Genomic DNA, 14,656 nt, shown 5'->3' on the forward strand with positions numbered 1-14,656 from the left:
TAAAGGCTTAATTTGGTGTTAAATTTGATTCACCAACAGAATTTGTCGATGAGCCATTGTTTCATGCTTTTTTTGGCGTAAACAGAAACCCTAGACTAAACTTTTCAAATGTAGCAACGTCGCAAGCAGCCTCGCTTTAGCGAGTCTCATTGCTAAAATTTGAGCCTAAGGTCTCAAATTTTCCGGTAAAAGAATCTGGTAAACCAGTTTCTTTTACTACTGCTACGGGAAAAGTTTAGGCTAGGGTTTCTGTTATGGAGTTTAAGTTCATTGATAAATTTACGTTTTAAAAAATTTTATCGGAATTGAAAAGAGGCCAAGAAGATTTAAAAGCAAGAAGTAAAAATTTTTTTGTAGTGAAAGTAATGGAAGCCATGGTTGGCTTCCATTACAGGTAAAAATCGAGACCAAGGCTCGATTTTTAGCCAAGAGACCGCAAGGTCTACTGGCGACCACATAAACAAAAAATATTTTTGCTTCTTGCTGTTATTACGCATAGGCTATCAATGCAAATTTTTATAAAAATATGGTACACTGAAAATAACATTGTGAAGAATTGAGGAGCCTATCGTGAAACAAAAATTATTACTAGTAGATGGCAGCAGCTTAGCCTTTCGTGCCTTTTACTCAATCTTAGATCTAAACCGATTCAAAAATCAAAACGGATTACATACAAACGCATTATATTCATTCCACCGAATGTTTAAAACAATCTTAGAACAAGAAAATCCTACCCATGTATTAGTAGCTTGGGACGCAGGAAAAACAACTTTCCGTACAGAAATGTATGCAGAATACAAAGGTGGTAGAGCAAAAACACCATCAGAATTCAAAGAACAAATGCCATACTTTAACGTCTTATTAGACGCATGGGGAATCCCACATTATCGCTTAAACCAATACGAAGCCGACGACATTATCGGAACATTAGCCCATCAAGCAGCCAAAGAAGGCTTTGAAGTAGTTGTCTTATCCGGAGACAAAGACTTAATTCAATTAGCGACTCCAGAAATTACCGTTAAAATAACAACAAAAGGAGTGAGCGAATTAGTCGAATATACTCCTGCATTTATCAACGAAAAATATGGACTAACACCAGAACAAATTATCGACATGAAAGGACTAATGGGCGACTCATCAGATAATTACCCAGGAGTTACAAAAGTTGGTGAAAAAACTGCCATTAAATTACTTCAAGAATACGGAAGTGTAGAAGGCATTTATGAACATGTCGAAGAAATGAAAAAAAGTAAGCTTAAAGACAATTTAATTCAAGATAAAGAATTAGCTTTTTTAAGTAAAACTTTAGCACGAATCGACATCAACTCCCCATTAGAAATTACTGTAGCAGATACAATTCGAAAAGAAGAAAATCTTGAAGAACTAATAGCCTTTTATAAAGAAATGAGTTTCCAATCATTCCAAAAAGATTTACTCAATAAAAATGGCGGACAAGTTGTTCAGGAAGAAAGTATAGAACGCCCAAATGTTCAATGGATTGAAACGATTACGGAAAAAGAATTGCAAGATACAACAACTCTTCATTTTGAAACATTTGATAACAACTATCATGTTGCGCCAGTCTTGGCAGTAGCATTCGGTAATGAGAAACAAGTGTATGTTACTTCTATTGATTCAGCTGTTCAGTCTGAAGCGTTCAAACAATGGTTAGCAGATGAAACAATTGAGAAAAGTATGTTTGATACGAAAGCGATGAAAGTATTCGCAAACCGCTTTGGTTTAACAGTAGCAGGTGCAAAATACGATGTTTCTCTATTAGCTTATCTAGTGGATGCCAATGAAATCGTAAATGAGATTTATGATGTAGCGAAACGATTTGGTATTTCAATCTTGAAGACTGATGAAGAAGTATATGGTAAAGGCGTTAAAATTAAAGTTCCGGAAGAAAAAGAAGTATTTTGGAATCATTTAGCTGCTAAAATTTATGTATTAGCATCTTCTCCAAAACGTTTATTAAAACAATTAGAGGAAAATGAACAAATTCATCTCTATTGGGAAATGGAATTACCGTTGAGTGATATTTTAGCTCGTATGGAAATTCAAGGCATTCATGTTAATCAAAATCGATTGATCGAAATGGGTCAACAGTTTGAAGAACGATTAAAAGAAATTGAACAAACGATTTATGAATTAGCCGGCGAAGAATTTAATATTAATTCTCCAAAACAGTTGGGTGTTATTTTATTTGAAAAAATGAATTTACCAGTGATTAAGAAAACAAAAACAGGTTATTCAACAGCAGTCGATGTATTAGAAAAATTAGCTGCACAAGCTCCAATTGTTGAGTCTATTTTAGAATATCGCCAACTAGCAAAATTAAATTCAACTTATGTAGAAGGTTTACAAACTTTTATCAGTGAAGATGGCAAAATTCATACACGTTTTGTACAGAACTTGACGCAAACAGGTCGCTTAAGTTCTCAAGATCCGAACTTACAAAATATTCCAATTCGTACAGAAGAAGGTCGTCAAGTTCGTTCAGCATTTTTACCAAGTAAACCAGATTGGAAGATTTTATCAAGTGACTATTCTCAAATTGAATTACGTGTATTAGCGCATATGGCAAATGACGTTCATATGATTGAAGCGTTTAAAAATAATATGGATATTCATACGAATACAGCGATGCGTGTATTTGGAATCCAAAATCCTGAAGAAGTGACAAGTAGTATGAGAAGACAGGCAAAAGCTGTTAACTTTGGAATTGTATATGGAATTAGTGATTATGGACTCTCTCAAAATCTGAATATTCCTCGTAAAAAAGCAAAAGAATTTATTGATCGTTATTTAGAAGAGTTTAAAGGCGTTAAAGACTACATGGAAACGATCGTAGCGGAAGCTCGTCAAAAAGATTATGTGGAGACATTATTCCATCGTCGTCGTTATTTACCAGAAATTCATGCAAGTAATTTTAATATTCGTTCATTTGCAGAAAGAACAGCGATGAATTCACCGATTCAAGGAACAGCTGCAGATATTTTGAAAGTAGCAATGATTGAATTAGATCGAGAAATGCAAGAAAGAAATTTCCAAGCAAAATTATTATTACAAGTACACGATGAATTAATTTTTGAAGTTCCAGAAGAAGAAGTTGAAAGTTTACGAAGCTTAGTCGAAGAAGTGATGGAAAATGCTGTAAGCTTATCCGTGCCACTAAAAGCAGATAGTAATATTGGCAATAACTGGTATGAAGCAAAATAGGTTGATTATTTAGTAGAAAGGAAAACAGAATGAAGCATAAAAGAATTGTGTTTAAAGTAGGAACAAGTTCATTAACAAATCCTGATGGAAGCTTGTCACGTGCAAAAGTGAAAGCTATTACGCAACAATTAGCAGCCTTGCATGAAGAAGGACATGAATTAATTTTAGTTTCTTCTGGGGCAATTGCTGCAGGCTTCTCTTCGTTAGGATTTAAAAAACGCCCAACAAAGATTGCCGATAAACAAGCTTCTGCTGCAGTAGGACAAGGCTTATTATTAGAAGAATATACGTCTAATTTATTAATGAAAGGTATTGTTTCTGCACAAATTTTATTAACGCAAGATGATTTTGTGGATAAACGTCGTTACAATAATGCTCATCAAGCATTATCTGTATTATTAACACGTCATGCAATTCCAGTTATTAATGAAAATGATACAGTTTCAATTGAGGAATTAAAAGTGGGCGATAATGATACATTAAGTGCGCAAGTAGCTGCAATGGTACAAGCAGATTTATTAGTTTTATTAACAGATGTTGATGGCGTATATAATGACAACCCTTCGAAAAATCCAGATGCAAAACGATTTGATACGATTGATGAAATTACGAAAGAATTAGTCGAAATGGCTGGAGGAGCTGGTTCTAGTAATGGAACTGGCGGAATGTATACGAAAATTAAAGCAGCAACGATTGCGACAATGGCTGGTGTTCCTGTTTATATTTGTTCATCTTTAAAAGAACAAGCATTAATTGAAGCTGCTCACCAAACAGTGGATGGAACTTATTTTACAGCGCAAGAAAAAGTTATGAAAACTCATAAACAATGGCTTGCTTTATATGCAAAAAGTAAAGGAAAATTAGTTGTAGATGCTGGAGCAAAACAAGCTTTACAAGAAGAAGGAAAGAGCTTATTAATCTCAGGTGTAAAAGCAGTTGAGGGAGAGTTTTATGAATCCGAAATTGTGACAGTTGTCGATGAACAGTATCAAGTGATTGGAAAAGGACAAACTCGTCTAAGTAAATACGCTATTGCACAACAATTATCGAAAAATAATCGCAAAGGAATTGTGATTCATCGAGATGATTGGATGACGATTTCTGGAGAGTTAGAATTATTAGAACAAGAATTTTAAGGAGGCATGTATATTGACGACACAACAATTGTTAGAAACGGTGAATCGTTTTAAAAAAGAAATCAATATTGCTTCAACAGAGTCCAAAAATGAAGCACTAGAAGCAATGGCTCTTTCATTATTAGAAGATACAGATGCTATTTTAAAAGCGAATGCATTAGACTTGGAAAAAGCAAAAGGACATATCTCAGAAGTAATGTTGGATCGTTTGAGATTAGATGAAGCTAGAATTCAAGCAATGGCTGAAGGCATTCGTCAAGTAGCTCAATTACCAGATCCAGTTGGAGAAGTCATTGAAGAAACAGTCGGTGCACAAAATATTCAAATTAAGAAAAAGAGAGTACCATTTGGTGTGATTGGAATTATTTATGAAAGCAGACCTAATGTGACGTCTGATGCAGTAGCATTATCGATTAAGAGTGGAAATGCAGTCGTATTGAGAGGTGGGAAGGAAGCTTATCAAAGTGCTTTTGCGATTGTGACAGCCTTGAAAAAGGGATTAGCTAAAACATCAATTTCTCCAGAATGTATTCAATTAGTGAGTGATACAAGTAGGGAAAGTGCGATGGCATTAATGAAAGCAAAAGGCTTTATTGATGTGTTAATTCCTCGTGGTGGAGCTGGATTAATTCGTGCAGTCATTGAAAATGCCATTGTTCCAGTTATAGAAACAGGTACAGGAATTGTGCATATTTATATTGATAAAGATGCAGATTTAGCTAAAGCGATAAAGATTGTAGAAAATGCTAAAATGAGTCGTCCATCTGTATGTAATGCGATGGAAGTTTGTGTGGTTCATGAAGCGATTGCGCCTCAATTTTTACTGTTATTAAAAGAAACATTAGTGGATAATCATATTCCAGCAGTTGAATTAAGAGTTGATGAAAAAGCAGCTCAATACATCTCAGGAGTGAAAGCTCAAGAAAAAGATTTTGACACAGAGTTTTCTGATTATATTATGGCTGTAAAAGTCGTTAGTTCGATTGAAGAAGCAGTCGATCATATTGAAACGCACAGTACTCATCATTCTGATGCAATTATTTCAGAATCAAATGATGCGATTGAATACTTTACAACAAGAGTAGATAGTGCAGCCGTTTATGTCAATGCCTCTACAAGATTTACCGATGGTGGAGAATTTGGCTTAGGATGTGAAATGGGTATTTCTACTCAAAAATTACATGCTAGAGGACCAATGGGCTTAAAAGAAATGACAACTTATAAATACATTGTGTATGGAGAAGGTCAGGTGAGATAAATGAAAACCATTGGAATCATTGGTTTAGGAAATATGGGAAGCGTCATTGCGACCATTGCTGCAAAATATGAAACTTATCCAGTATTACTTGCGAACCGTACTCATGAAAAGGCAGTGAAGTTAGCAGAAATATTAGAAGCTAAAGCAGTCACTAATAGAGAAGTCTTTGAACAAGCTAATGTGATTTTTCTAGGAGTAAAACCAAATCAAATTCAAGCGTTATTAGAAGAAAACAAGAATATTTTAGAGCGACGAGAGTCCATTCTATTAATTAGTATGGCTGCAGGAGTGACTTTAGAACAGTTACAATCAATGACAGATATTCGTCATCGTTGGATTCGTATGATGCCAAATACACCATTAGAAGTAGCAGAAGGTGTGATTAGTTTTTCTCTGGGAGAAAAAGCATCTTTACAAGATAAAGAAGTCTTTGTTTCATTATTGCAATCAGCTGGAACAGTAGTTGAATTACCGGAAGCTCAAATAGATGCTGCTACAGCATTAGCAGGTTGTGGACCAGCTTTTGTTTATATTTTTATTGAAGCATTAGCAGAAGCAGGAGTGAGTATGGGCTTATCTAGAGAAGTTGCGTTGCAATTAGCGACTCAAACAGTAAAAGGATCTGCAAGTATGGTTGGTGAAACGAAGGAGCATCCAGCTATTTTAAAAGAAAAAGTTTGTAGCCCAGGAGGCTCAACAATCGCTGGAGTAATTTCATTAGAACAAACAGGATTTAGATCAAGTGTCATCGAGGCTACTAGACGTGCCAAAGAAAGAACAGAAGAATTAGGACAATGAAGAAGTGAACATGAACTCAATTTTTACTGATGTGAAAAAAATCATACAAATGTATGGGTTAAATAATCATATGAATTGAGTTTGTGAGATTTTTGTAGTATAATTTCTGAGTTGAAAAGAGGTTTGAGTGATGGAAATTCCCTTTTTAAGCGTATTCCATCACTTTCATTTTGTTACAAATTGGAGGAAAACATGAAATTAAGAAATGATATTCGTAATATTGCCATTATCGCTCACGTTGACCATGGTAAAACAACATTAGTAGACGAATTATTAAAACAATCAGAAACATTAGATGCACGTACAGAATTATCAGAACGTGCAATGGACTCAAACGATATTGAACGTGAACGTGGTATTACGATTTTAGCGAAAAATACTGCTGTTCAATATAAAGGGACTCGTATTAACATCATGGATACACCAGGACACGCGGACTTCGGTGGAGAAGTAGAACGTATCATGAAAATGGTAGACGGTGTAGTTTTAGTTGTAGATGCTTATGAAGGAACAATGCCTCAAACACGTTTCGTATTGAAAAAAGCATTGGAGCAACATTTAACACCAATCGTAGTAGTGAATAAAATTGACCGAGATGCTGCTCGCCCAGAAGAAGTGGTCGATGAAGTATTAGAATTATTTATCGAATTAGGAGCAGATGATGATCAATTAGAATTCCCAGTTGTTTATGCTTCAGCATTAAACGGAACTTCTAGTATGTCAGATAATCCTGCAGATCAAGAACAAACAATGGATTATTTATTCGATACAATTATCGAACATATTCCTGCGCCAATTGATAATTCAGATGAGCCACTACAATTCCAAGTATCATTATTAGACTATAATGATTATGTAGGACGTATTGGTATCGGTCGTGTATTCCGTGGAACTGTAAAAGTTGGTGACCAAGTATCTCTATTAAAATTAGATGGAACTAAGAAAAACTTCCGTGTTACAAAATTATTTGGTTTCTTCGGATTAAATCGTTTAGAAATCAATGAAGCAAAAGCGGGGGACTTAATCGCTGTTTCAGGAATGGAAGATATCTTCGTTGGAGAAACTGTAACACCAGTAGATGCACAAGAATCATTACCTGTTTTACACATTGATGAACCAACATTACAAATGACATTCTTGACAAATAACTCACCATTTGCTGGACGTGAAGGAAAATACGTAACAGCACGTAAAATCGAAGAACGTTTAATGCGTGAATTACAAACAGACGTATCTTTAAAAGTAGAACCAACAGATTCACCAGATGCATGGATTGTATCAGGACGTGGAGAATTACACTTATCAATCTTAATCGAAAATATGCGTCGTGAAGGATACGAATTACAAGTATCTCGTCCAGAAGTAATTATTAAAGAAATTGATGGTGTAAAATGCGAACCATTTGAACGTGTACAAATTGATACTCCAGAAGAATATATGGGTTCAATTATTGAATCATTAAGTAACCGTAAAGGTGAAATGCAAGATATGCAACATAGTGAAAATGGACAAGTTCGTATCGTATTCTTAGTACCAGCTCGTGGATTATTAGGATATACAACTGAGTTCTTATCAATGACTCGTGGATACGGAATTATGAACCACACATTCGATCAATATTTACCATATATTTCTGCAAATATTGGCGGACGTAGAAATGGTGCATTAGTTTCTACAGATACTGGTAAATCAACAACTTACGGAATTATGGGTGTTGAAGACCGTGGAGTAATCTTCACTGAACCAGGTACAGAAATTTATGAAGGAATGATTGTTGGGGAACACTCTCGTGAAAATGACTTAGCGGTTAACATCACGAAAGCAAAACAACAAACAAATATTCGTTCAGCAACGAAAGACCAAACTTCTGTGATTAAAACACCGAAGAAATTATCATTAGAAGAATCATTAGAATTCTTATCAGATGATGAATATTGCGAAATCACACCAGAAACGATTCGTTTAAGAAAACAAATCTTAAACAAAGGTGAGCGTGAAAAAGCAAATAAACGTAAAAAACAAGCAGAAGCTGAAAATAACTAATATTTATACTATATAGAAACTGACTTTGCTAATAGTAGCTACGGCGCAAGCAGCCTTCTTGATACGAGGCTCATTGCTTAAGCTATTATGCAAAGTCTTTTCTATTTTAAACGTATTATTATAAGAGTACGAATATAAATTGACTTTGCTAATAGTAGTTATGAATGCAAGCAAGCTTACAAAAGTGAGTCTCATTGCTAAAGCTATTATGCAAGGTCTTTTTTTTCTAGATTTCTTTTCAATCTTTCCTTAGAGGCGTATAATAAGGGCTACTAAAGGGGAGAAGTGTATGAAAGAAGTAGATTTGTATCAAACATTTGTAGATGCGGAAAAATTTTATTATGACAAGTTTTGGTTAGGAATTATTGGAGTAGCTTTAATACTATTCTTTTTGTTGGTGATGGTTTTATATGCGAATAAAAAGCAAAAGATTATTAGTTTTCTATTAGTAATGTTTTTAATTATTCCAACGGGTATTTATTTAGGGAGAAATTTTGTACAGTATCATTCTACAATTCAGTGGATGAGTCAACTTACTCCAGCTGTACGTGATTATGTACGAAAACCATTTTCAAAAGAACAGTATTCTGTTTTTGAACAGGAAAGTTATCGTGGGAAGAATAATCCGAATCAATATCCGGAACAATTGTACGAAAAGACTCAACTACAAGAAGAAGTTGTTTATCTTGGAAAAGATAGAAATTTTATTTATGTTAAAATTAGGAGTGACTCTTATAAAGTATCGAAAGATTTATTAGAAATACGAGATACAGTTTCTTCTTCTAGTAGAATTGCTACACAGTATGTTCTAAAGGATGATAGATTTAAACAAGAAGGATTTGTAAATAAATCAGCTATTTTCTTAGAAAAAATTGTAATTCCAAAAGAATTAGAGGATTTAGAAGTAGATGCTTCAATCGCTAATGTTTTAAAATCCAGTACTAAAAAGATGGGATCATGGACGATTTCATAAAGAATACAAAAAGAGACGAGTAAAATCGTCTCTTTTGTTATAGTATATTCAATTTTTCAAGTATCATTTGTCCAATTCGTTCGATATCTCTTTGAGTGCCACGTAATTCGAATTCATCTAATACAGGGAAGTTGAATCGCTCAGAATATTGACGAGCAGTTAAACAAAATTGTTTGTTAAAGTTTCGATTTCCGCTACCGACAATTCCGAAACATTTTTTGTAATTTTCATTATAGGCAAGAAAATCTCCAAGAGGATTGGTTAGAATTTCAGTGTAGCCTGTGTCTACACCATTTCCACCTTCTAAATAGGTTGGAAGAAAGGCAATAGTAGGATGTTCTACTTCAAAAAACTCTGTATCATCACGAATTAAATCTTTAACATTAATGAGTTCGATTTTTAAAGAGGATTGTTGAAATTTAAAATACTCCACTAATTTTGTAACAAAACTATGAGTATTTCCTGTTAAACTAATATATGCAATTGTTAATGATTGATCCATAAAATCCCTCCTTGATGTAAGTATGATAGCACAAAAAAGCTATAAAACCAATGGAGGTTAGAATAGAATTAAAAAGAGTTTTTATTTTTTGAAATGTGAAAAATGCATAAGACCTTGCTTTTCAAAAACTGTAAAATCAGCTATAATACTAAAGAAACGTTTAGAAAAATATAGAAGTGGAGATTTATACATGTCAAATCAATTAGCTGCAGAAGTTTCTTCACGTAAGACTTTTGCCATTATTTCTCACCCGGATGCGGGTAAAACAACGATTACTGAACAATTATTATTATATGGTGGAGCGATTCGTCAAGCAGGTACTGTTAAAGGGAAAAAGACTGGTAAATTTGCAAAATCAGACTGGATGGAAATTGAAAAACAACGTGGGATTTCTGTAACGAGTTCTGTAATGCAAGTCGAATATGATGGAAATCATATTAATATTGTGGATACACCAGGGCACGAAGATTTCTCTGAAGATACGTATCGTACATTAATGGCAGTAGACAGTGCGGTCATGGTTATTGATAGTGCTAAAGGGATTGAGCCACAAACAAAGAAATTATTCGAAGTTTGTAGTATGCGTGGGATTCCAATTTTTACATTTATTAATAAATTAGACCGTGATGGACGTGAACCATTAGAGTTGATTGCAGAATTAGAAGAAGTATTAGGCATTGATGCTTATCCAATGAACTGGCCAATGGGGATGGGAAAAACATTTTTAGGGCTATACGATATTTATAACAAGCGTGTAGAATTAATGCATCCCGAAGAAAATGGAGATAATGACTTCTTACCATTGAATGAAGATGGAGAAGTGGAAGGTGATTATGCTTTCAAACAATCGACTTTATATGAACAAGCGATTGAAGATGCTCAATTATTATTAGAAGCAGGAAATGACTTTAGTGAAGAAGCCATTGCAAAAGGAAAATTAACACCGGTATTCTTTGGTTCTGCCTTAACAGGATTTGGTGTCCAAACATTTTTAGATGCCTTTGTGGATTTTGCACCAAGTCCTTCAGCTAAGAAAACAGAATCTGGAGATAAAGTTGAACCATTAGAAGAACAATTTAGTGGATTTATTTTCAAAATTCAAGCAAATATGAATCCAGCTCACCGAGATCGTATTGCCTTTGTAAGAATTTGTTCTGGGGAATTTACTCCAGGGATGGATATTACTGTCAATCGTTCTCAAAAGAAAATGAAATTATCTCATACAACACAATTTATGGCAGATGCTCGTGAAACGGTAAAAGCCGCAGTTGCAGGAGATATTATCGGTTTATACGATACAGGAAATTTCCAAATTGGAGATACGATTTATAGTGGAAAACAAGCGATTCAATTTGAACCACTTCCACAATTTACACCGGAATTATTCAATAAAGTAGCTGCTAAAAATGTGATGAAGCAAAAATCATTCCATAAAGGAATTGAACAGTTAGTGCAAGAAGGAGCTATCCAATTATATAAAACTTATCACACAGGGGAATATATTCTTGGAGCTGTTGGTCAACTACAATTTGAAGTATTCCAATATCGTTTAATGAATGAATATAATGCGGAAGTTGTGATGACACCAATTGGCAGTAAAATTGCTCGTTGGATTGATGAAGCAGACTTAGATCCAAATATGTCTTCAAGTCGTAACTTATTATGTCGAGATAGATTCGATCAACCAGTATTCTTGTTTGAAAATCAATTTGCCTTGAATTGGTTTAAAGACAAACATCCATCGATTGAATTAAAATCATTATTCTAATTAAAATAGCCGTAGAGGAAGAACGAGAATGTTTCTTTCTCTACGGTTTTCTTTCGTGTAAGCAATGTTTTAGGGAAATCTAACTGATTTTCAAGTGAAAATATGATACACTAATGCAGTAGGAGTTGGATATAATGAAAAAGAAAGCAAATATAAAAACAAATGCCATTCGTATGGTAGAACGTCAAAAAGTTCAATATCAAATTTTTGAATATGAATGGGATGAAGAGCATTTAGATGCCGTTCATGTGAGTGAACAAATGGGCATTTCAGTAGATCAAGTATACAAAACAATTGTATTACATGGAGATAAAACAGGTTATTTAGTAGCTTGTGTTGCAGCTGATCATGAATTGAATTTGAAGGCTTTAGCAAAAACATCTAAAAATAAAAAAGTTGAGCTAATCCCAGTATCTCAATTAGAAGGTTTGACTGGATACATTCGAGGTGGATGTTCACCTGTCGGAATGAAAAAAAGTTTTCCAACTTATATTGACTTACGTGCTAAAGAACAAGAGACGATTCGAGTTTCAGCAGGTAAGAGAGGAATCCAAATGGAATTAACACCAGAAGATTTACAAAAATTAACTAGAGCAGAATGGTTTGATAATCTAGAAAATCAATAAGAAAGGAATTTATATGAGCGAAGTAAAAGAAGAAACAACTGTAACAGAATTAAATGAAGTTTTAGAAGAAATTGTCGCACCACAAGAACAGGAAGTGGAACGTGTTGTATTTTGGGTAGACGAAACTCATGTGAAAATTAAAGAAGTACATTATGAAATTGTTGAAGACTATCGTGAAGGCTTTGAATTAGATGCCTTTAATGCGCGTTATCAAGATATTTTTGAAAAATATGAGTACATTGTTGGTGACTGGGGACATGAAAAATTACGTCTAAAAGGATTTTATGAATCAAAAAATAGACTAGCAACTCCAGATAAGGATATTGCATTCTTACAAGATTATATTTACGAATTTTGTAATTTTGGTTGTCGTTATTTTGTATTAAAGAGAGATCCAAATGTAAAACCAGTTGTTCTAGAAGATGAAGGAATTCCAAAACGTCCAAAAAATAAACAACAAAAAAGAAATAATAAGCGTTTCAATAATGAACGAGTGGAAGACAAGAACTTTAAAGGAAATTCGCAAAAAAATAATCGTTTTACATCTAAAAAACGTAATTTTGATATGAAAGAAGCATCAAAACAAGATTTTGGACTGAAAGAAATGACGCATAAAGAAAGTTTGCATATGGATACGCAATCTTCTCAACAACCAGTGAAATCTAAACGTCAAGGACGTAATTTTTCAATGAAAGAAGTCGATCAAACAAAATTTCAAAAAAATGTACCAATGAAACAAAAAAATAATCATCCTAATAAGAGATTTGATATTCGAGAAAAACCACAAAAAAGAGGGAAATAAGCATGTATAAAGCATATTTTATTGATTTAGATGGAACGATGTACAAAGGAAAAGAACGTATTCCAACGGCAGAAGAATTTATTCGTCGCCTGCAAAAAGCCAATATTCCATTTTTATTTGTAACAAATAATGCTACAAAAACGCCACAACAAGTCGCTGATAATTTAAGAGAGAATTATGGAGTAGAAGTGACTAAAAATGAAGTATATACAAGTGGAGTCGCAGCTATGGACTTTTTAGAAAGTCAAAACTTTGGTAAAAAATTAATGATTGTCGGAGAAGAAGCACTGAAAACTCAAGCGGTGGAAAGAGGCTATGAACTTGTAGGGGAAAATCCAGATGTCGTATTACAATCGCTAAATCGTGATACAACTTATGCTGAATTAGAAGCTGCCACTTTAGCGATTCGTTCGGGTGCAAAATTTGTTGTAACGAATATCGACTCTAATCTTCCAAGTGAAAAAGGATTTATTCCAGGATCAGGCTCTATTACAGCATTTTTAAAAATGTCAACACAACAAGAGCCAATTGTAATGGGGAAACCAAGTAGTATTATTATGGAATCAGCTTTAAACTATTTGAATCAACAATATCCAGAGCAACATTTTACAAAAGAAGATATTGCAATGGTTGGAGATAACTACCAAACAGATATTCAAGCTGGAATTCAGTATGGAATGGATACATTAATGGTTTTAACAGGATTCTCTACAAGAGAAGATTTAGAAGGAGTAGCACAACCTACGCATCTAGTGAATAATTTAAGTGAGTGGAAGGTATAAGAATGTCTACAACCATAAAAAGATGGAGTTTTTCGATTGTCTTAGCATTGTTCTTATTGAGTACAGCAATTACCTTTGTCATCTTTTTTGAGCCACTATTTCGAGGTGTTATTTTATTATTTGGCTTAGAACAGCATAGTGGAATTTCTACAGCAAAATTAATGGAGAATTATCATGTATTGATATCGTATTTAACAAGACCTTGGATTAAGGAATTAGTCATGCCAGATTTTCCGAGTTCTCCTCAAGGATTATTTCACTTTGAAGAAGTGAAACGTTTATTTATGATTAATTTCGGTATTGCAGTGATTTCTACGATTGTTTCACTTGTTTTGATAAGAAGGTTGAAAAAAGAAAGAAAATTATTTCTATTACTTACTCCGTTAAAAGGAATATTATATGCAACACTGTTATTTGTCGTATGTTTAGTGAGCTTTTTCGATGTAATTTTTGTAAAATTCCATGAATTATTTTTCCATAATTCAGCATGGATATTTGATCCAAAATTAGATCCAATTATCGAAGTATTGCCAGAAGAATTTTTTATGATTTGCTTTTTAATCGTATTTCTATGGCTTGTCTTTGGGATTATTGGGATACAGAGATGGATTAAAAAACAGGAACAGATGTAAATAAAACTATAAAATTTCGTGATTATCTATCGTTTAGAGGTAACTTTAAGCGATAGGTATTTTTTTACACTTCTTTTACACTTTTCTCATACTCAAAAAAATTAAAACATGGTA

General features: G+C 33.8%; 12 protein-coding genes. 11 read left to right on the plus strand and 1 reads right to left on the minus strand.

Annotated features, from left to right (window positions below; translation table 11 throughout):
• Window positions 1-567: 567 nt before the first annotated feature.
• The 6 genes from polA (at window position 568) to RYK07_RS00030 (ending at window position 9,430) form a co-directional block, all read left to right on the plus strand.
• Window positions 568-3,222 (plus strand): DNA polymerase I, encoded by a 2,655-nt coding sequence (gene polA, locus RYK07_RS00005; protein WP_314851934.1) that lies wholly within the window; start codon window positions 568-570, stop codon window positions 3,220-3,222.
• 29 nt (window positions 3,223-3,251) lie between these two features.
• Window positions 3,252-4,358: a glutamate 5-kinase gene (gene proB / locus RYK07_RS00010; protein WP_314851810.1), complete on the plus strand. Its 1,107-nt coding sequence runs from the start codon at window positions 3,252-3,254 to the stop codon at window positions 4,356-4,358.
• A 10-nt stretch (window positions 4,359-4,368) separates the two neighbouring features.
• Entirely contained in the window at window positions 4,369-5,616 is a 1,248-nt protein-coding gene (locus RYK07_RS00015; RefSeq protein WP_314851935.1) for a glutamate-5-semialdehyde dehydrogenase, read from the plus strand.
• Complete coding sequence (proC, locus tag RYK07_RS00020; RefSeq protein WP_314851811.1) at window positions 5,617-6,414, plus strand: pyrroline-5-carboxylate reductase; 798 nt, start codon at window positions 5,617-5,619, stop codon at window positions 6,412-6,414. It begins immediately after the preceding gene.
• Between the two features lie 192 nt (window positions 6,415-6,606).
• Window positions 6,607-8,457, plus strand: coding sequence for a translational GTPase TypA (typA, locus tag RYK07_RS00025; protein ID WP_314851812.1), 1,851 nt, complete (start codon window positions 6,607-6,609; stop codon window positions 8,455-8,457).
• 289 nt (window positions 8,458-8,746) lie between these two features.
• Window positions 8,747-9,430: a hypothetical protein gene (locus RYK07_RS00030; protein WP_314851814.1), complete on the plus strand. Its 684-nt coding sequence runs from the start codon at window positions 8,747-8,749 to the stop codon at window positions 9,428-9,430.
• Window positions 9,431-9,467: 37 nt separating this feature from the next.
• Here RYK07_RS00030 and nrdI read toward each other — a convergent pair whose 3' ends face one another.
• The gene (gene nrdI / locus RYK07_RS00035) at window positions 9,468-9,932 is read right to left on the minus strand and encodes a class Ib ribonucleoside-diphosphate reductase assembly flavoprotein NrdI (protein WP_314851815.1); all 465 of its coding nucleotides are present in this window, start codon (window positions 9,930-9,932) and stop codon (window positions 9,468-9,470) included.
• Between the two features lie 190 nt (window positions 9,933-10,122).
• Here nrdI and RYK07_RS00040 point away from each other — a divergent pair, with 190 nt between their 5' ends.
• The 5 genes from RYK07_RS00040 to RYK07_RS00060 all read left to right on the plus strand — a co-directional run bounded on the left by RYK07_RS00040 (window position 10,123) and on the right by RYK07_RS00060 (window position 14,542).
• Window positions 10,123-11,700, plus strand: a complete 1,578-nt coding sequence (locus tag RYK07_RS00040) for a peptide chain release factor 3 (RefSeq protein ID WP_314851816.1) — start codon at window positions 10,123-10,125, stop codon at window positions 11,698-11,700.
• Window positions 11,701-11,834: 134 nt separating this feature from the next.
• Window positions 11,835-12,326 carry a Cys-tRNA(Pro) deacylase gene (gene ybaK, locus RYK07_RS00045; RefSeq protein ID WP_314851817.1) on the plus strand — a complete coding sequence of 164 codons (492 nt, stop codon included), beginning with the start codon at window positions 11,835-11,837 and terminating at the stop codon, window positions 12,324-12,326.
• A 13-nt stretch (window positions 12,327-12,339) separates the two neighbouring features.
• Window positions 12,340-13,128, plus strand: coding sequence for a YutD family protein (locus tag RYK07_RS00050; protein WP_314851818.1), 789 nt, complete (start codon window positions 12,340-12,342; stop codon window positions 13,126-13,128).
• A 2-nt stretch (window positions 13,129-13,130) separates the two neighbouring features.
• The gene (locus tag RYK07_RS00055) at window positions 13,131-13,910 is read left to right on the plus strand and encodes a TIGR01457 family HAD-type hydrolase (protein ID WP_314851819.1); all 780 of its coding nucleotides are present in this window, start codon (window positions 13,131-13,133) and stop codon (window positions 13,908-13,910) included.
• 2 nt (window positions 13,911-13,912) lie between these two features.
• Window positions 13,913-14,542 carry a TIGR01906 family membrane protein gene (locus RYK07_RS00060; RefSeq protein ID WP_314851820.1) on the plus strand — a complete coding sequence of 210 codons (630 nt, stop codon included), beginning with the start codon at window positions 13,913-13,915 and terminating at the stop codon, window positions 14,540-14,542.
• The last annotated feature ends 114 nt before the right edge of the window (window positions 14,543-14,656 follow it).

The organism is uncultured Granulicatella sp. (genome assembly GCF_963528315.1).
Lineage (GTDB): Bacteria > Bacillota > Bacilli > Lactobacillales > Aerococcaceae > Granulicatella.

Bases quoted from the DNA above. Each gene is read 5' to 3' on its own strand.
- proB (WP_314851810.1), top strand. From the start codon at position 3,252: ATGAAGCATAAAAGAATTGTGTTTAAAGTAGGAACAAGTTCATTAACA.
- proC (WP_314851811.1), top strand. From the start codon at position 5,617: ATGAAAACCATTGGAATCATTGGTTTAGGAAATATGGGAAGCGTCATT.
- typA (WP_314851812.1), top strand. From the start codon at position 6,607: ATGAAATTAAGAAATGATATTCGTAATATTGCCATTATCGCTCACGTT.
- RYK07_RS00030 (WP_314851814.1), top strand. From the start codon at position 8,747: ATGAAAGAAGTAGATTTGTATCAAACATTTGTAGATGCGGAAAAATTT.
- nrdI (WP_314851815.1), bottom strand. From the start codon at position 9,932: ATGGATCAATCATTAACAATTGCATATATTAGTTTAACAGGAAATACT.
- RYK07_RS00040 (WP_314851816.1), top strand. From the start codon at position 10,123: ATGTCAAATCAATTAGCTGCAGAAGTTTCTTCACGTAAGACTTTTGCC.
- ybaK (WP_314851817.1), top strand. From the start codon at position 11,835: ATGAAAAAGAAAGCAAATATAAAAACAAATGCCATTCGTATGGTAGAA.
- RYK07_RS00050 (WP_314851818.1), top strand. From the start codon at position 12,340: ATGAGCGAAGTAAAAGAAGAAACAACTGTAACAGAATTAAATGAAGTT.
- RYK07_RS00055 (WP_314851819.1), top strand. From the start codon at position 13,131: ATGTATAAAGCATATTTTATTGATTTAGATGGAACGATGTACAAAGGA.
- RYK07_RS00060 (WP_314851820.1), top strand. From the start codon at position 13,913: ATGTCTACAACCATAAAAAGATGGAGTTTTTCGATTGTCTTAGCATTG.